The sequence below is a fragment of the Kocuria sp. genome, assembly GCF_030538595.1.
GTDB lineage: Bacteria > Actinomycetota > Actinomycetes > Actinomycetales > Micrococcaceae > Kocuria.
Map to the genome: position 1 here is coordinate 411,327 of NZ_JAUNTS010000001.1, position 17,604 is coordinate 428,930.

At 62.6% G+C, this 17,604-nt stretch carries 16 protein-coding genes and 1 pseudogene; 8 read left to right on the forward strand and 9 right to left on the reverse strand.

The window, feature by feature from the left end:
- Positions 1 to 236: 236 nt before the first annotated feature.
- Complete coding sequence (locus Q4G32_RS01905; protein ID WP_303348817.1) at positions 237 to 1,982, forward strand: pyruvate dehydrogenase; 1,746 nt, start codon at positions 237 to 239, stop codon at positions 1,980 to 1,982.
- Positions 1,983 to 2,143: 161 nt separating this feature from the next.
- Here Q4G32_RS01905 and rraA read toward each other — a convergent pair whose 3' ends face one another.
- From rraA to Q4G32_RS01920, 3 genes and pseudogenes are all read right to left on the reverse strand, one after another.
- Positions 2,144 to 2,710 carry a ribonuclease E activity regulator RraA gene (gene rraA, locus Q4G32_RS01910; RefSeq protein WP_441327446.1) on the reverse strand — a complete coding sequence of 189 codons (567 nt, stop codon included), beginning with the start codon at positions 2,708 to 2,710 and terminating at the stop codon, positions 2,144 to 2,146.
- 111 nt (positions 2,711 to 2,821) lie between these two features.
- Positions 2,822 to 3,199 (reverse strand): annotated as a pseudogene (locus Q4G32_RS01915) (NUDIX hydrolase); the annotation flags it as partial.
- A gap of 172 nt (positions 3,200 to 3,371) precedes the next feature.
- On the reverse strand, positions 3,372 to 3,887 hold the full coding sequence (locus Q4G32_RS01920; RefSeq protein ID WP_303348818.1) for an A24 family peptidase: 516 nt from the start codon (positions 3,885 to 3,887) through the stop codon (positions 3,372 to 3,374).
- A 114-nt stretch (positions 3,888 to 4,001) separates the two neighbouring features.
- Here Q4G32_RS01920 and Q4G32_RS01925 point away from each other — a divergent pair, with 114 nt between their 5' ends.
- On the forward strand, positions 4,002 to 4,841 hold the full coding sequence (locus tag Q4G32_RS01925; protein WP_303348819.1) for a hypothetical protein: 840 nt from the start codon (positions 4,002 to 4,004) through the stop codon (positions 4,839 to 4,841).
- 36 nt (positions 4,842 to 4,877) lie between these two features.
- Positions 4,878 to 6,251, forward strand: a complete 1,374-nt coding sequence (locus Q4G32_RS01930) for a glycosyltransferase 87 family protein (RefSeq protein ID WP_303348820.1) — start codon at positions 4,878 to 4,880, stop codon at positions 6,249 to 6,251.
- A gap of 97 nt (positions 6,252 to 6,348) precedes the next feature.
- On the opposite strand, the gene Q4G32_RS01935 is transcribed toward Q4G32_RS01930, so the two are convergent.
- Positions 6,349 to 7,713 carry a PhoH family protein gene (locus Q4G32_RS01935; protein ID WP_303348821.1) on the reverse strand — a complete coding sequence of 455 codons (1,365 nt, stop codon included), beginning with the start codon at positions 7,711 to 7,713 and terminating at the stop codon, positions 6,349 to 6,351.
- Between the two features lie 156 nt (positions 7,714 to 7,869).
- Positions 7,870 to 8,631 carry an isoprenyl transferase gene (locus Q4G32_RS01940; RefSeq protein WP_303348822.1) on the reverse strand — a complete coding sequence of 254 codons (762 nt, stop codon included), beginning with the start codon at positions 8,629 to 8,631 and terminating at the stop codon, positions 7,870 to 7,872.
- A 164-nt stretch (positions 8,632 to 8,795) separates the two neighbouring features.
- Between Q4G32_RS01940 and trhA the strand changes: the two genes are divergently transcribed.
- From trhA to Q4G32_RS01955, 3 genes are all read left to right on the forward strand, one after another.
- Positions 8,796 to 9,560: a PAQR family membrane homeostasis protein TrhA gene (gene trhA / locus Q4G32_RS01945; protein WP_303348824.1), complete on the forward strand. Its 765-nt coding sequence runs from the start codon at positions 8,796 to 8,798 to the stop codon at positions 9,558 to 9,560.
- A gap of 178 nt (positions 9,561 to 9,738) precedes the next feature.
- Positions 9,739 to 10,791 carry a Dyp-type peroxidase gene (locus tag Q4G32_RS01950; protein WP_303348825.1) on the forward strand — a complete coding sequence of 351 codons (1,053 nt, stop codon included), beginning with the start codon at positions 9,739 to 9,741 and terminating at the stop codon, positions 10,789 to 10,791.
- A 47-nt stretch (positions 10,792 to 10,838) separates the two neighbouring features.
- Positions 10,839 to 11,642, forward strand: coding sequence for a family 1 encapsulin nanocompartment shell protein (locus tag Q4G32_RS01955; RefSeq protein WP_303348827.1), 804 nt, complete (start codon positions 10,839 to 10,841; stop codon positions 11,640 to 11,642).
- Between the two features lie 183 nt (positions 11,643 to 11,825).
- Here the strand turns inward: Q4G32_RS01955 and Q4G32_RS01960 are convergent, their stop codons facing one another.
- Both Q4G32_RS01960 and mca read right to left on the reverse strand, forming a co-directional pair.
- Entirely contained in the window at positions 11,826 to 12,164 is a 339-nt protein-coding gene (locus Q4G32_RS01960) for a hypothetical protein (protein ID WP_303348828.1), read from the reverse strand.
- A 70-nt stretch (positions 12,165 to 12,234) separates the two neighbouring features.
- Positions 12,235 to 13,182 (reverse strand): mycothiol conjugate amidase Mca, encoded by a 948-nt coding sequence (mca, locus tag Q4G32_RS01965; protein ID WP_303348829.1) that lies wholly within the window; start codon positions 13,180 to 13,182, stop codon positions 12,235 to 12,237.
- A 138-nt stretch (positions 13,183 to 13,320) separates the two neighbouring features.
- Between mca and Q4G32_RS01970 the strand changes: the two genes are divergently transcribed.
- A complete protein-coding gene (locus tag Q4G32_RS01970) occupies positions 13,321 to 13,764 on the forward strand; it encodes a DUF4307 domain-containing protein (protein WP_303348830.1) in 444 nt (147 codons plus the stop codon).
- 215 nt (positions 13,765 to 13,979) lie between these two features.
- A complete protein-coding gene (gene greA, locus Q4G32_RS01975) occupies positions 13,980 to 14,486 on the forward strand; it encodes a transcription elongation factor GreA (RefSeq protein WP_303348831.1) in 507 nt (168 codons plus the stop codon).
- An 84-nt stretch (positions 14,487 to 14,570) separates the two neighbouring features.
- On the opposite strand, the gene ilvA is transcribed toward greA, so the two are convergent.
- Both ilvA and Q4G32_RS01985 read right to left on the reverse strand, forming a co-directional pair.
- Positions 14,571 to 15,821 carry a threonine ammonia-lyase gene (gene ilvA / locus Q4G32_RS01980; RefSeq protein ID WP_303349005.1) on the reverse strand — a complete coding sequence of 417 codons (1,251 nt, stop codon included), beginning with the start codon at positions 15,819 to 15,821 and terminating at the stop codon, positions 14,571 to 14,573.
- Between the two features lie 50 nt (positions 15,822 to 15,871).
- On the reverse strand, positions 15,872 to 17,527 hold the full coding sequence (locus Q4G32_RS01985; RefSeq protein ID WP_303348833.1) for an AI-2E family transporter: 1,656 nt from the start codon (positions 17,525 to 17,527) through the stop codon (positions 15,872 to 15,874).
- Positions 17,528 to 17,604 lie beyond the last annotated feature (77 nt).

Genomic DNA, 17,604 nt, shown 5'->3' on the forward strand with positions numbered 1-17,604 from the left:
CTGAGGCCCCTCCGCTTAAACGCGGCCGCCCCCGCGGGTGAGGCGGGGGGGGTGGGGTTTGGGCGCCCACCCGCTGTGGGGCGAAAAAACCCAACCCCCAGGCGCATCATCCGACCCCTTTGTGCGGGGGTGTGTGACACCCGGCTCACTGACATGCTCCGTTAGAAGTGCCTAACATGTTTGGGTGTGTTGATCAGGCCCGGTTCCCCCGGGTCGGCACCAGCCGAGGAGGCATTGTGAAGCTCGCCGAACAGATTGTTGCCCAGCTCCAGCAAGCAGGTGTCAAGCGTATTTACGGCATTGTGGGAGACAGCCTCAACCCCGTGGTGGATGCAGTCCGGCAGACCGGCGGCAGTGCCAAGGGCGGAATTGACTGGGTCCACGTCCGGCATGAAGAGGCGGCGGCTTTCGCAGCGGCCGCCGAGGCCCAGCTCACGGGTGAGCTGGCCGTCTGCGCGGGGTCCTGCGGTCCGGGCAACCTGCACTTGATCAATGGCCTCTACGATGCCCAGCGTTCCGGTGCGCCGGTCCTGGCCATTGCCTCCCACATTCCCTCCGCGCAGATCGGCCAGTCGTTCTTCCAGGAGACACACCCGGACCGGTTGTTCAATGAATGCTCTGTCTACAGCGAGCAGATTTCCACCACGCAGCAAGCGCCCCGAGTGGTGCGCTCTGCAATTCAGCACGCCACCGCGCTCAACGGCGTCTCCGTGATCACTCTGCCCGGAGACGTGGCCGATATGGACGCCACCGCAGACACCCCCCAATGGACGCCGGTCATGGCAGCCTCCACCGTGCCGAATCCGGAGTGCATCCAGGAGATCGCTCAGGTGCTCAACGATGCCAAGAAGGTGGCCATTTTTGCCGGTCACGGCGTCCGCGGCGCACACGCTGAAGTCATCAAGCTGGCAGAGATTCTGGCCGCACCCATCGGGCACTCCCTGCGCGGCAAGGATGCCATTCAGTTCGACAACCCCTACGACGTCGGTATGACCGGCTTGCTGGGCTACGGTGCGGCTGCCGAGGGTCTTCAGGACGCCGATGTGATGATCATGCTGGGCACGGACTTCCCCTACGACCAGTTCCTCCCGGACACGACCACCATTCAGGTGGACCGCAATCCCGCGGTTCTGGGACGGCGCACGGATGTTCAGTACCCGCTCCAGGGAGATGTGTTGCCCACGCTGCAGGCGCTGCTGCCTCTGCTGAGCGCCAAGAAGGACCAGAGCTTCCTGAAGAAGACGCTCAAGCGCCACGACAAGCTCATGAACCACGCGGTGGGGGCCTACACCCGCAATGTGAAGCGGCTGCAGCCGATCCACCCTGAATACGTGGCAGATGTACTGGACCAGGTGGCAGCCAAGGATGCGATCTTCACGGCGGACACCGGCATGTGCAATGTCTGGTCAGCCCGTTACATCCAACCTTTGGGCACGCGGCGCCTCATTGGCTCTTTCTTGCACGGCTCCATGGCCAATGCCCTGCCGCACGCCCTCGGTGCCCAGGTGGCGTTCCCGGACCGTCAGGTGATTTCCATGTCCGGAGACGGTGGGCTGTCCATGTTGATGGGCGAACTGGTCACCGCCGCCATGTACCAGTTGCCCCTGAACGTGGTGGTGTTCAACAACTCCACCTTGGGCATGGTCAAACTGGAAATGCTTGTGGATGGCTTGCCCGATTTCGGTGTTGACGTGCCGGATGCCAACTACGCCAAGGTGGCCGAGGGACTGGGCTTCCATGCTCAGCGTGTGGTCAAGGCCAAGGACGTGGAGGGCGCACTGCAAGCAGCGCTGGCCCACAACGGTCCCTCCCTGGTGGAGGTCATCACCGACCCCAACGCACTGTCCATGCCGCCCAAGATCACGGGTGATCAGGTCTTTGGTTTTGCCACCGCCATGAGCAAGATCGTACTCAACCGCGGTGCCGGAGAGGCCGTGTCCATGGCGCGGTCCAATCTGCGCAACGCCAATGCGCTGCGCTGATCGGTGACTTCCGCGGGCCTGCCCGCTGAGAGCTGAGATGGCCCGCCCACCACCGCTGGTGGGCGGGCCAACGTGATTCTGGACGGGCCCGTTTTCAGACCATGGCCCGTTGTATTGCAACCCGTGATGCGTAACCGGCGGGTTGGTGTGGGCTCAGGTGGTCACCTCTCCACCAAGATGCCGTCATCGTCGCAATACACCATGGCACCGGGGCGGAACGTGGCTCCCCCAAAACTGAGCTCCACGTCCACCTCCCCTGCCCCGTCCTTCCGGCTCTTGCGCGGATTGCTCCCCAGCGCCTTGACCCCCAGATCAAGCGCACCGATTTCCGCGCGGTCACGCACGGCGCCATTGATGATCACCCCGGCCCAGCCGTTCCTCACCGCCGCCTGAGCGATGTTGCCACCCATCATGGCGCTCTCCAGCGAGCCCTGGGCATCGACAACCAGCACGGCACCATCACCCTGAGTGGCTGTCAAAGACTTCACCAGGCCGTTGTCCCCGCTGCAGCGGATGCTTCGGATGGGCCCGTGGAAATGCTCTCGCCCTCCCACGGTCTGAAATTGCAGGGACACCGATTGCAACTCGTCACCGCGCTCGTCGTAAAGATCGGCCGTGGCAATGCGGTCGCTTTTGCCGTCTCGGTGGCCGTTGGCAGAGTCGTGGCCAAGGGTGCTGGCCGAAACGCTGGTCTCGGCGGCGGCTTGATGGTTGACGTTCTGGCTCATGGGTGCCCTTTCCGATCCGGCCTGCGTGACGAACTTGGTCTGCCCGTTGAACTCCACGGCCATGGTGATGCGCAGCAGGAAATCCTCCCGGATGGACGGCAAGTCGTTGAGGGGGAACCATGCCACGGCGGTGGATTCGTCGTCGTTGACCACGGGCTCCCCACTGACCCAGGTACAGCGGAAGGTGTGGTCAAGGAAAGTGCAGCGGTCACCATTGGGAAAGGTGATCTCAGAACCCGCTTTGACCCAAGCCAACCCTTCTACAGCGCACTCGACGCCCGTCTCCTCTTGGCACTCCCGCACGGCTGTCACGGCCGGGTCCTCACCGGGATCCACAATGCCGGTGAGGGGAGTCCACTGTCCGTTGTCGGCACGACGGCACAGCAGCACGTGGTCGTCCTTGAGCACCACGGCGGTGGCCCCCGTGAGCCACAGCGGTGCATGGCCGATCTTGGCGCGCAATTCCAAGATGAAATCTGGTGTGGGCATTACGTTCCTGCCTGCCGTTGGGGTGACTCGCCACGATTGTGGTCTGCCGCCGCGATTGTGGTCGGCCACTGCAGCTGTGGTGACTCGCTGCAATCGGGGTGAGCTGCTTCCCTCGATGGTGTCATACGGGCCGTGCTGCACCGGCAGCCCGGCACCGAGAGCAACGCGGGCGTCATACCAGAACTAGGGCCAGTGCCGCCCCCACCAGCATGGACGGCCCGAAAGGCACGCGGTCGGTGGCCCGGGCACGGCGACTGAGCAGCAGGACCACAGCCACCAGTCCACCCACCACGAACCCCAGAATGACACCCCACAGCACAGCCCACCCGGAGACAAAACCCAGTACGGTCCCCAGCAGACCGGCAAGGCGTACGTCCCCGAGCCCCAGCGCACCACCGGAAATACGACGCAGTAAGTAGTACAGCAGCCACATGCCCAGAGCACCCAGAACCATTCCAAGGACTCTGCCGGGCTCGCCGGAGAGCAGTGCAGCCACCGTCAACAGCACACCGGAACCTATCCAGGCCGGGCGTACCACCACACCGGGAAGTTTGTGGTCCCGTAGGTCCACGTAAATCAACCATGCCGCTATCAAGGCCATGGCGGTCAGGGTGAGCAGCACGCAGAACGTGGCGGCCAGGCTGCCAAAGTTCCCGGCAGATGCATGCAGCATCAGATATTCACCCATGCACACCAACGTAGTCACGCAGACCCGTTGCGCCCACTGAATGCGGTGCTCCTGGGCAAAGGTCACCGAAGTGTTATCGCCAGCGGCACCTGTGGAGGTCTCTAGACTGGTGGCATGACCCCACGACCGTACGGCAGGCCAACAGCCTCCCCCAGCACGGACCCGGAAGAGTTCGCGGCACTGTGCCGATCTTCACCGTGGCGTTGGGACACCGTCCGGTTCACGTTGGAGTGGTTGCTGCCGGTCTCCCGTACCGATGGCGCCGGGCAGCCGGTCCGGGACGCCTCCATGGGGGCTCAGACGGACCGTAATCCTTTTCCCGTCCGGGCGTGGATTCGCCGGCCTCATGACGTGCGGGTGGAAACCCTGGACGGTCACCCGCTCTACACAGCCACCGACTTGGGAGCATCCCGCCAAGATTTCTACGTGGCCTCCCGGCCTGATTCTTGGCTGCTGCCCCCACCGCTGGTGGCTCCGGTGTACCGGCGTTCCGGTCTGGTGGAACGCCGCCCGGAGGCAGCCTACGGTGACCCCGTGTTCGGCGGCGGACGTTGGCAGGCTGTCCTGGACCCGGTGGAACTGGTGGGCTCTGCACCCGCGCCGGCCTATCTCACTGCGCAATCACCGGCTGCGATCACACATGTTCGGGTGGAAACTGACGACGCCGGACGCACCATCCGCCGCGCCACCGTGACACCGCGGATCGCCTACACCCCCAGGGAACCGGGCCACCCCTTGGTGCCGGCACCAACAGACGTTGCAATAGATCAGGAGACGGGCATCTGCGTGGCCACCACCGTGCTGGATGGCCCACTGCGCGGTGCCGGCCACCGCCTGCAGTTGGAAGCAGTGGATGATTACCTGCTGGATGATTTGTTCACCCCCGTGTCCTTTGACCTGACCGATGTCTCCCGGCATGTCCCGTGGGTAGTCGGCCACGGGCCGGCCACCTGACAACGACTCCACCGCTCACACCGTACAAAGGTCCTGATGACTACTCGCCGCACGTTGTCCCTGCGCTCACTCCCCTTCCGGCGCGCACACGCAGCGCCCGGAGGGGACGGTCACCATGCCGCTGCCAGGCTTTCCCGCAGTACCGTGACCATGCTGCTGATCACCTATGCCGTGGTCACGGTACTGGGCTCGTTGTATCTTCTGACGGTCCGGGACCGGCCGGGGCTGGACATGGAAGTGTATTGGCGCGCCGCTCAGGTGCTGCACGGGGTCAATCCGAACACCCAGGATCTCTACGCGCCCAGTCTGGTCACAGCTGGAGACTTGGAGCTTCCCTTCACCTACCCGCCGTTGTCGGCGTTGATTTTTTATCCCCTGGGTGGACTCACGCTGGAACAGGCCTGGACCGTCATGGCCATCACGGGCGTTGCTCTCACCGGGCTCTACGTGTTGGTGATCCTGCGCTTGGCGCCCTTTTCCCGGCCGTGGTTCGGTGCCAACCCGGTGGTCAGTGTTTTGGCGTTCCTGGGTTTGTTCGGAGTGATCTGGAACCTCTACCCGGTGTATTTCACACTGGTTTTTGGTCAGGTCAACATCTTGTTGGTCCTTCTCATTCTCTGGGATCTGGCCAGACCACAGTCCAAAGTGTGGGGGCGCGGTGTGCTCACCGGGTTCACCGCAGGTTTCAAGGTGACCCCGGCCGCCATGGGTTTGGTTCCGCTGGCCCAGGGCCGGTGGCGCACCATTGTGGGCATGGCAGCGGGCTTGGCCACCACCGTGGTGCTTTCTGCGCTCTTCCTACCCCGTGAAGTGTGGGATTACTTCACCTCCCAGTTGTGGCAGACCAGCCGTGTTGGGGAAGATGCCCGTATTTCCAATCTGTCCCTCAACGGCTCTCTTCAAATGCTCAATCTGCCGGATGGCTGGGCTGACCCGTTGCGAATCATTTTGGTTCTGGCCGTGATTGTGGGCGGTGCTCTTGGTATCCGCCGGGTTTCGCGCGCCGGGGATGTTTTCTCCGCCACCATGATTGGCGCCCTGGTGATGCTGCTGATTTCCCCGATTTCCTGGGAGCACCACTGGGTGTGGGTGGGGCCGCTGATGGTGGCCTTGATTCCCACCAACCCGCGCACGGCCTCGGCCTGGCAGTGGGGTGTGGCGGTGATTGTGGTGGGGCTGCTGCTGTGGACTTTCACCTCCGCGCCCTCGGTCTTTGCCGCTGAGCTGTTGGGGCCCGATTTCCCCAACAGGGTGGTGCTCACCGGACCGCCCGTCCTGGAGCGTGTGGCAACGCTGCCCGTGTGGGCGGGGCTTGCGGCCGGCATCTGGTTGGCTGTGCGCCCATACCCGTCCTCGCCCGCTCCAGTACCAGTCCCCACCAACGACGACGCCGCCCAGCTCGCCCGGTGAAGCCACCCACCGGGTGAGTTCTCCCCGAGCACGGGAGGAACCCTGCACTGAATGAAATCTCGCCCGGCCGCAGATGATCTTGCACCCGGGTACCAGCTCAGATTTCCGCCCGCTCCAGGACTTCCGTGACCAGTGCGGCAATCGGCGAGCGCTCCGAGCGGGTCAACGTGATGTGCCCGAACAAGGAATGACCTTTGAGGGCTTCCACCACGGCTGTGATGCCGTCATGGCGCCCAACGCGCAGGTTGTCCCGCTGGGCAACATCGTGAGTCAGCACCACTTTGGAGTTTTGACCGATCCGGGAGAGCACCGTGAGCAACACGTTCTTCTCCAAGGATTGGGCTTCATCCACAATCACCCAGGCATCGTGGAGGGATCGCCCGCGAATGTGTGTCAGGGGCAAGACTTCGATCAGGCCTTGGGAGGTCACTTCCGTCATGACGTTCTCGGAAACCACAGATCCCAGGGTGTCGTACACGGCCTGCCCCCAGGGATTCATCTTTTCGTCCTCCGTGCCGGGCAGGTAACCAAGTTCCTGTCCACCGACTGCATAGAGTGGGCGAAACACAATGATCTTGCGGTGTTCCTGGCGTTCCAGGACAGCTTCCAACCCGGCACACAACGCCAGGGCCGACTTTCCCGTTCCAGCACGCCCGCCCAGGGACGCAATGCCAACTTCCGGGTCGAGCAGCAGATCAATGGCCAAGCGCTGCTCAGCTGATCGTCCGGTCAGACCAAAGACTTCCCGGTCGCCGCGAACCACTCTGGCGGTGCCATCCGCTCGGACCCGCGCCAGGGCATTGCCACGCAGCGAATGCAGCACAAGTCCGCAGTTGGTCGGTGCCGTCTCCGCGCCCACCATGGCCACAGGTTGGTCAGCGTACAGGCGAGCAACGGCGTCGTCGTCAACGTCCAGTTCTTGGATGCCGGTGTAATCCGCGTCTGAACCGGTGACCCATTCGGCGCGGTATTCGTCCGCGTCAAGGCCCAGTGCGGAGGCCTTGACGCGCATGGGGAGGTCTTTGGAAACCACGCACACGTCATGGCCTTCATCGGCAAGGTTTTTGGCCACGGCAAGGATGCGGGAATCGTTGTCCTTGAGGCGGAAACTCAGCGGCAAAACCGTCTCCGCTATGTGATTGAGCTCCACGATCAAACGCCCGCCCTCATCCCCCAGCGGAAGGGGACGGTTCAAGTTGCCGTGATCCACCCGGAACTGATCCAACAACCGCAAGGCCTTGCGGGCAAAGTAGCCCAGCTCCGCATCGTGGCGCTTGGCTTCCAGCTCGGTGATGACCACCACGGGCAGGACCACATCATGCTCGGCAAAACGCAGGATCGCCCGGGGGTCCGAGAGCAATACAGAGGTGTCCACCACGTAGGACTTGACTCCCGCTCGGGGTGCCACCGTTGCTGTTGTCACGGCGGATTCGAGCTTCTGATCTACGTGCGTGCTGGTCATCACGGCGTCCTTTGCAGTCGGGACAACCGGCGTCGGTCACCGGCCGCCTGAGACCACGGTGGCACGCACCGGAGCGCAACATGGGGGCAGACACGTGAACTCGGCGTGAATTACACGGATGTGACTTGGCGCACCCCTGGCGGTGCAGGAGGCAGTTCAGCCTCCAAAGCGGCGCTTGCGGGAGGCGTAATCACGTAGCGCCCGCAGGAAGTCCACGTAGCGGAAGTCCGGCCAGAGGGCTTCGCAGAAGTAGTACTCGGAGTAGGCGGACTGCCACATCAGGAAGCCGGAGAGCCGCTGTTCCCCGGAGGTGCGAATCAGCAGGTCAGGGTCCGGTTGGCCCCTGGTGTAAAGGTGTTCGGAGATGTGCTCGGCGGAGAGTTCGGTGAGCAGGTCACGCATGTCCTCCCCGCGATCCATGGCCTCCGTGAAGATCTCCTTGACGGCATCCACGATCTCCTGCCGCCCTCCATAACCCACGGCAATGTTGAGATGCGGACCTTCATTGCTTGCCGTCACCGAACGCAGAGTTTCCAAGCGATCGCGCAGGGCCTCCGGCAGCAGCTCCAGCGCACCCACGGGCTGCGCCCGGCAGATCCCTTCTTCCTGTAACCGCTGGGTGAGTCCCGTGATGATTTCCAGGAGCGGACCGAGCTCCGCCGCCGGACGCTTCAGGTTCTCCGTGGAGAGCACGTACAACGTGACCACGGGAATTTTCAGGTCCCGGCACCAGCCCAAGAACTCAATGATCTTCTCCGCTCCGGCGCGGTGCCCGTCCTCCGTGGACCCACCGGACTGCTTGGCCCACCGGCGATTGCCGTCCACCAGCACACCCACATGGTGCGGCAGGCGCTCCTGATCCAGGTCAGCGGCCAGCCGCTGCTCATAGAGCCGGTAAATCGGTCTGGCTTTGGCCACGCCACCCTCCTCGTCATGCTGGTGCTGCTTGTGCCCATGGCAACTACAAATCTAGCGCCTGAGTGACTGTCTACAGGTTCACAGTCCCAGCCATCACCCAAGTTGGGGACTTAGAATTCTTCACGGTCCCTGCGGTATCACTTACTTTCACCAAGGAGGTTCCCGTGACCGAACACCCGCCGGTGACGCAGCAGTTACCCAAACAACAACGACGTCGTATACCCCCCGTGATCCCCGACGTCATGGAAACCGTGGCTCGCTCCCCGTTCTTGCACAAGCTCGGTTCCACATTGGCCCATCCGCCTGTCCCCCGCAAACCCAGCTGGCGCGGCTGGATTCACGCCGGATTCACACCGGTTGCTTTTGTGATGGTGCTGGTGGCCATGGTCCTGGCGCCCACCGTGGAACTGCGCGTGGCTTGTGCCGTCTTTGGCGTGACCGGCTTGCTGCTTTTCGGAGTGTCCGGGATCTATCACCGCAGTTACTGGTCACCACGCGTCACCGCCGTCCTGCGCAGACTGGACCACACCAACATTGCCCTGCTGATCGCAGGCACCTACACCCCGGCTGCCATTGCCCTGATGCCTGATGCCACCGTGCTGCTCTCCATCATTTGGGGATCGGCCCTTGGACTGGTGATCTTCCGCTTGGTGTGGATGAATGCGCCACGCTGGCTCTACACACCTCTCTACGTGGTGATGGGCTGCATTGCCGTGGCCTACCTTCCGCAATTCTGGCCCGTTCAGCCGGTGGCCACCATCATGCTGGCGGTGGGTGGCTTGGCATACATAGCCGGAGCGGTGACCTACGCCTTGAAGTGGCCCATCCTGGCACCGCGCACCTTTGGTTTCCATGAGGTGTTTCATGCCTGGACGGTGGTGGGATTCATCTGCCATTACATTGCGATCATGTTTGCCATGTTCGGCTGAGCCACTGCACCCTAGTGCTAACCGCCACCGCAGGCTCCAACCAAACACTGTGGACGCGCCCGCAACTTGGAACGCGGTAAATGCGCTCAGCGGTACCCAGAAACGCATTTGCCGCGTTCAAAGTTTAGGATGCAAGTGTGGTGGTCACCGGCCCATCCCCCGTCGAATGGAGAAGCACGTGGTAACTCAACAAGTGGTCGCAGCTCCGTCCCAGGCCTCCATGTTCCTGGTTCTCACGGTGCATGAGGGCTCGGAAGACGCCATCCGCGATTTTCTTCCGGGGCTCTCCGATCTGGTGAAATCGGTTTCCTTCCGCACACCCCAGGATGAACTCATGTGCGTTGCCGGAATCGGCGCTTCCCTGTGGAGCCGCTTGTTCGCGGTACCGCCGCCCACACATCTGACGGAACTTGCACCCATTGTGGGTGACCGCCATACGGCAGTCTCCACCCCCGGGGACCTGCTGTTTCACCTTCGGGCCGGGAACTTGGGCATGTGCTTTGAACTGTCCAAACTGGTGATGCAGCGCTTGGCGGATCACGTCACGGTGGAGGATGAAGTCCACGGCTTCAAGTTCTTTGACGAACGTGACCTCCTGGGCTTTGTGGATGGCACCGCCAACCCGGAGGGCCAAGCGGCGCAAGACGCCGTCGTCGTGGGCGCTGAAGACCCCGACTACGCGGGAGGCAGCTACGTGATTGTGCAGAAGTATCTACATGACATGGGCGCATGGGATCGGCTCAGCGTGGAGGAGCAGGAGCGCGTGATCGGGCGCTCCAAGCTGGAAGACGTTGAAATGCCCGATGACGTCAAACCCACCAACTCGCACGTCGCCTTGAACACCGTGACGGATGAAAACGGAGAAGAGCAAGAAATCTTCCGCCTGAACATGCCCTTTGGTGAAGTTGGCGCCCAGGAATTCGGCACCTACTTCATCGGCTACGCCGCTGATCCCGGTATCACGGAGGAAATGCTGCGTCGGATGTTCATAGGAAACCCGGCCGGAAATCATGACCGCATTCTGGACTTTTCCACGGCCGTGACGGGCAGTAAATACTTTGTCCCATCGGTGGACCTGTTGGATGACATTGACTCCCTGGCCGCAGCAGATGCCGGGGCGCCAGCGGTCTCCCAACAGCAGGTGGTGGAAGACAATTCCGTGACAACCGCAGACCAGCCTTCGCCCATCAGTGACAGCTCCGGCAGTTTGGGTATTGGCAGCCTGCGCTGAGTACCCACCACAAGATTCCGAACAACTATCCAGAACAGGTGATAGCAATGACCGCAAATAATCTGCACCGTGGACTAGCGCCCATCTCTGAGGCAGCCTGGCAGGAAATTGAGGAGGAAGCCCGGCGGACCTTCAAAGCAAACATTGCCGGACGCCGTGTTGTTGACATGCCGGAACCGGCCGGCACCGAGTTCTCGGCCCTGACCACGGGGCACGTGGAGGGCGCCACCAGCGGTGTTGATGGCGTGCGCGCTCAGCGCCGCAGCTCTCTGCCCGTGATTGAACTGCGAACTCCCTTCACCGTGAATCGGCAGGACGTGGACAATGTGCTGCGTGGAGCCACGGATTCCGACTGGCAACCGGTCAAAGACGCTGCGGCTCTCATTGCCCAGGCTGAAGACCGTGCCATCTTCCACGGGGTGGACTCCGTGGGCATCCAGGGCATTGCTCCGGCCAGTTCCAACAGCCCCATTGCGCTACCTGAGAGCGTCAGCGACTACCCCGCCGCAGTGGCCAAAGCCGTTTCCGAACTGCGGCTTGCAGGCGTTGCCGGACCCTATTCGCTGCTGCTCTCCGCCGAGCTCTACACCGCGGTGGCCGAAACCACCGACCACGGCTATCCCATCTACGATCACGTGGAACGCGTGCTGAAGGATGGTCACATCCTGTGGGCCCCCGCGTTGGAAGGCGCTGTTCTGATCTCTGAACGCGGCGGCGACTACGAACTGCACTTGGGGCAGGACCTCTCCATCGGCTACCTCTCCCACACGGCGGACACCGTGGAGCTGTACCTGCAGGAGTCCCTGACCTTCCGGGTGAACACGGCAGAGGCCAGCGTCGTCATCAGCTGACGGTGCCACAGCCCGCACAGAAACAACTGCGTATCCCGCAGCACACCTACTGTGCTGCGGGATGCGCAGTTTTGAGGATCGTTTGTTCCGAGAATGTTGCTCCGGGGACGCTGCGGCGCAGGCGCGGTTGGGCGGTCCTGCCGCATCGTGGAGAGTCAGGCACACCCCACCGCTGATGAACGGCTACCGATCCGCAGGCTCGGCCGCGTTCTCCCCACCGGTGCCCTGGCTGCCGGGACGCTGCTCGGAGAGGCCAGCGGCTTCGGCGTCGTTGGTTGACGAATCCGCCCCATCCTGGGACTCCCCTTGCGCCTGTGCCTCCTGCGCTTCCCGTTCCGCCGCGTAAGCCATCCGGTAGCGCAACCGGCGCTGACGGCGCATGAAGTCCAGGATCAGAGCAGCCAACGCCACCACCACAAAAAACGTGGCAAAAAATCCGATGACTCCCGGGCTGACCTGCTCGGGTTCCAGCCCCGGCATGAGCTGATTGGGGTCGGCGGGAGCTGTGGTCTCCAAGAACACGGTCAACATGGTGGGGTCACTCGGCTTTCACAAGAAGTCATACGGGATGCGGGCCGCGGGCAATCCAGGCTCAAATCTGCCAGTCCGGCTGCGGTGCATAGTCCGGAACGGGATTGACCTGATCCACAATGCCTTCAAACAGGCAGGTTTCTGGTGCAACAGCATCCACCCTGGAATCCGCCAAGACGTAGTCCTCCCACGGCCACGCGGCTGCCTGGAACTCGGGAGAGACCGCAAAGAACATGGAGTCAGGGGCCACTTGGGTTTCATGGCACCGCAAAGCGTCATCCCGGACTGTGAAGGATTCCGGGCAGAACACCTTGGTGGTGGTCGGATGCTTACCCAGTGCGGCGGTGTTGCCTTCAGCGTCCTGAGCCTCCAACATGCGGGCAATCCGCTCCGCAAACGGCGATTCCAGGCCACGTTCCAGCATGGCATCGTGCAAAGCCACAAAGCGCTCCGGGTTGAAGGCTTTGTCGTAGTAGATCTTCAATGGCTCCCAAGGCTCACCAAGGTCCGGGTACGCCTGCGGGTCCCCCGCGGTTTTCCAGGCGTGCATGGCCACGTTGTGGGTTTGAATGTGGTCCGGGTGAGGGTAACCACCGTTTTCGTCGTACGTCAGGATCACGTGCGGTTTGAACTCGCGCACCAGCTTGACCAGCGGCGCTGCGGCAATCTCAACCGGCTGCAGTGCAAAACATCCCCAGGGAAGCGGTGGGAGAGGATCGCCTTCCGGCAACCCGGAATCTGTGAACCCCATCCACCGGTGCTCAATGTCCAGCACCTGGGCGGCCCTGCTCATCTCCGAGCGCCGATAACCCGCCAGATCACGTTCGGCCTGCGGTACACCCTCCATTGCCGGGTTCAAGATGTCCCCACGTTCACCACCGGTGTTGGTGGCCACCATGACCTCCACACCCAGGTGCCGGTAGTGCGCCATGGTGCCCGCACCCTTGGAGGACTCATCATCCGGATGGGCATGGACTGCCAACAAGCGCAGGTCAGCGTAGGACGGCACGAACAGGCTCCTTCAAAAATCCGTGAGTGAACACGGTGGTCAACTCGTCAGCCCCGGCTGCGTTCACGGGCTCCGGGCACTGCGGACCAGTCTACGCCGCCGTGCATGAGCCCCTGAGCGGCCCCTACACTGGAAGACATGTCCACCTCCCAACCCCCGCCCGGGGACGACGACGCCGTCGTTCGCCTTCAGCAGCGCTATGCCCGGCGTGGTTCGCGCACGGTGTCCCGGCGGTCACTGATCTGGACCCTGGCCGTTGCAACCGTGGTGGCCGGTGCATTCGTGGTGTGGATTGTGGTGGCAGGAGCTCACCGACCCGCCACCAAAGACGTTGGCTTTGAGCTCATTTCCTCCGCCCGGATCACCGCTGATTTTGAGGTCAGCAAGGACCCGGAGGACGTTGTGCGGTGTGGAGTTGAAGCCCTCAATTCCAACTACGCCGTGGTGGGCTACACGGAGACCACCATTGGAGAGGTGGACCCGGATCTGGTGGTGGGCCGAACCAGTGCTCACCGCGTGGAAATCCGGACCACCAACCAGGCGAACTCGGCTCAGGTCACCGAATGCTGGATTGTGAACTGACTCCCTGAACCTGGTAGTCAGACCGGTGGCAACTAACGGCTTGAGGTCAACAGAGTGCTGGTGATCACGCCCTATCCGTTAGACTCTTGTGTCTGACCACACGGCCGTAGGTCCGGTGTTCGACTCCGCGGGGGCTGTTGCGTTCCCGGAATCGGCCCGCTGCGGCCGTGACTGATGACCATTGGAAACACCTGAAGACCAGAGAGAAGGCAATTGTGCCTGAGACCCCCGAAAACCAGGGCGCGTGGCTGACCCAGGAGGCCTACGACCGCCTGAAGAAGGAATTGGACTACATTTCCGGGCCGTACCGCCAGGAGATCGTGGACCGGATTGAGGCTGCCCGCGAAGAAGGCGACCTCAAGGAAAACGGCGGCTATCACGCGGCTCGGGAAGAGCAGGGCAAGAACGAAGGCCGGATTGCACAGCTCAGCGCTCTGCTGGACACCGCCGTGGTGGGCGAAAAGGCCAGCGACGACGGCGTGGCAGAGTCCGGCATGGTGGTGACCGCCAAGGTGGCTGGTCAGGAAATGACCTTCCTGTTGGGCTCGCGGGAGGTGGCCGAAGACCTGGTGGGAGACTCCGACATGGAGGTCTTCTCCGATCACTCCCCCATCGGTGCGGCCATCAAGGGCCACAAGGCCGGAGAGACCGTGAGCTACCAGGCACCCAACGGCAAGGAGATCTCCGTGGAGATCCTGGAGGCCAAGCCTTTCGAGGGCTGACCCCCTCCACAACTCCGCCGAAAACATGGTTTGACCCAAAAAATCGCTCGGATTTTGGGTCAAACCATGTTTTCGGCGGAGTTTTTAGTGGACGACGACCGGGCGGTAGCCTTCCGCCTCCAACGCACTGAGCACCTGGCGGGAGTGCTCATGGCCCTTGGTCTCCATGTCAATGGTGATGGAGACATCCCCCATGGCAAGTGATCCGCCGATCCTGGTGTGATCCACACCGGTCACGTTGGCGTCCTGGCGGGAGATGATCCCGGAGATCCGGGTCAGCTCACCTGGACGATCCACCAGCATCATCTTGATCGTCATGTACCGCCCGGCAGCAGCCAACCCGCGCTGAATCACTTTGAGCATCAGCATGGGGTCAATGTTGCCGCCGGAGAGCACCACCACCGTGGTCCCCAGATCCCCGTAGAGCTCCTGCAGTTTGCCGTCCAGCAGGGCGGCAACACCCACCACGCCGGCGGGTTCCACCACCAACTTGTTACGTTCCAGCATGAAGATCAGAGATTCGGCCAGGCGATCTTCGGAGACGGTCACCACGTCGTCGGCCAGTTCCTTGATGATCTGGAACGGCAGGTGCCCCGGCTGCCCCACGGCGATCCCGTCAGCAATGGTGGACACCTTTTCCAGGGACACCAGCGCATCCCCGGCCAACGACGGCGGATAGGCCGCTGCGTTTTCTGCCTGCACTCCGATCACGCGAACCGGACGGCCGCCCTGTGCCTCACGGGCTTTCAGCGCCACGGCCAACCCGGCCAACAAGCCGCCACCGCCCACACCGGTCAGGATGGTGTCCACGTTGGGAACCTGGTCCAGTACCTCCAGACCTAGGGTTCCCTGTCCGGCAATGATGTCCGGGTGATCGAATGGGTGGACAAAAACCTTGCCAGTTTCCTCCGCCACCCGCCGCGCCTCCGCGAGCGCCTGGTCCACGTTGGCCCCGTACAGCACCACTTCTGCGCCGTGGTCCTGGGTGGCTGCCACCTTGGGCAACGCGGCGCCCAACGGCATGTAGATGGTGGCCTTGATCCCCAACCGCCGTGCGGCCAAGGCCACACCCTGAGCATGGTTGCCCGCTGATGCTGCCACCACACCGCGGGCTTTCTCTTCCTCGCCGAGCTGAGCCATACGGTTGTATGCACCGCGCACCTTGAAGGAGCCACTGCGCTGCAGATTCTCAGCCTTGACCCACACCTCCGAGCCGATCATCCGCGACAACGCACGGGAGTGTGCCACCGGGGTGCGTTCGGTGACGCCTTGCAGCAGCTGGGCGGCGTGTTCGACGTCGTCCAGCTGCACCGGCAGAGCTGCCAGGGTCTCCACCAGATCGCGGGCTGCTGTGGGCTCCTGGGTGAGGAGGTTGGGGTCAGTCATCAGGCACGTCCGGGGTCGTTCGGAGTATCGGAATCTTCAATGTCAGCTTCGCGGCGGGCACCCGGGTGAGCACCGGGGTCTTGATCCATCCCCTTGTTCTGCGGGAACTCAGAACCATCGTGGTCGGGGCTGCCCACAATACGTTCCGGGCTGGGACGCCCGACGTCGCGGCCCAAACCGTGCGGCATCCGCGCGGCTTCGGAGGTTTCGGCCGCGGTGGCCGATTGAGTTTCCACGGCCGTGGTGGAGTCCTCGGAGTCTGCCATCTCCGCGGTGGCTGAGCGGGCATCCCGGCGCTTCTCCGCAGCCTGAACCTTCTCCGCTGCCGCCACCGCCAGTGCCTTTTCCCGTTCGGCAGTGGCCTTCTCCACTTCCTTGTTCTGCGCACCCGCTTCCTGGTTGCGCTTGGAGCGGGCAAAGCGGCGGAATTGTTGGAGCACCTGCTCCCGGGACAGCTCTTCCTTCTTGGCCAGCTTGCGGATCTCCCACGGGAAGTAATTGGGTTGCCAGGCAATCTCGGGATCATTGCGCCAACCCTGTGCTGCCAGGTAGCGCACCACCGAGTTGACCACAGCCAGCAGCGGCACGGAGAACAGAGCACCCAGAATGCCGGCGGTGACGGAACCGGTGGCCACGGCCAGGAACACGGCCAGCGGGTGCAGGGAGACTGCCTTGCCCATGATCAGGGGTTGCAGCACATTGGATTCGACCTGCTGCACCAGCAGCACCACGCCCAGCATGGCCAGCGCAATCCAGGGACCGTTGGCCACCAACGCCACCAGCACGGCAATGGCACCGGTCACAATGGCACCCACCAGCGGGATGAAGGAACCCAGGAACACCAAGATACCGATGGGCACTGCCAGGGGAACCCCCAGCAGGAAGGCGCCCAAACCAATGCCCACGGCATCAATGAAGGCCACAAAACCCTGAATACGTACGTACTGGACCAGGGACAACCAGCCGCGGCGTCCTGCACCATTGACCGCCGGACGGGCCGGACGCGGGAACAGTTTGACCAGGAACAACCAGATCTTCTCCCCGTCTGCCAGGAAGAACAGCAGTGTGAACAGCATGATCAGAGTGCCCGTCACAATGGTGCCCGCCGTGGAACCAAAGGAAATCGCGCCGGAAACAATCGCGGAGGAGTTCTCCTGGATGGCGGAGACTCCCTGATCCAGCCATTGGTTCAAGGTCTCCGTGGAGATGTCAAAGGGAAGATCCTCGATCATGCCCAAGAGGGTGTTGATACCGCGCATGGCGGAGTCGCTGAGCTGGCTGAAGCCCAACACGATCTGCTGCCCTGCCAGGGCCAACAGGCCTAGAACGCCAACAATCAGCCCCAGTTCGACCAACGCTGCGGCAGCGAACGACGGGAAGTGTTTGCTGCGCAGCCATGTGACAGCCGGCGACACCAAACCTGCCAGGAAGGCCGCCAGCAGAACCGGAATCCACACGGTGGTGAAGTAGGTCATGAGCCAACCGACCACCACCACAGCCGCCAGAATCAGAATCAGACGCCAGGACCAGGCGGCTGCAACACGTACGGACACGGACACACCGGAGGAATCCGATTCGGAACCCACGGGAAGTTCTGGCTCTGCAATGCGCGCGAGCTTCTGACCGGATTCAGTCTTGGAGCTGGTTGAGGACATGGGGTCCATATTCGCATTGATTTATTCAGTTGGTGGACATCGTGAAGACCGTCACTCACAAACTGAGATGCGATGAT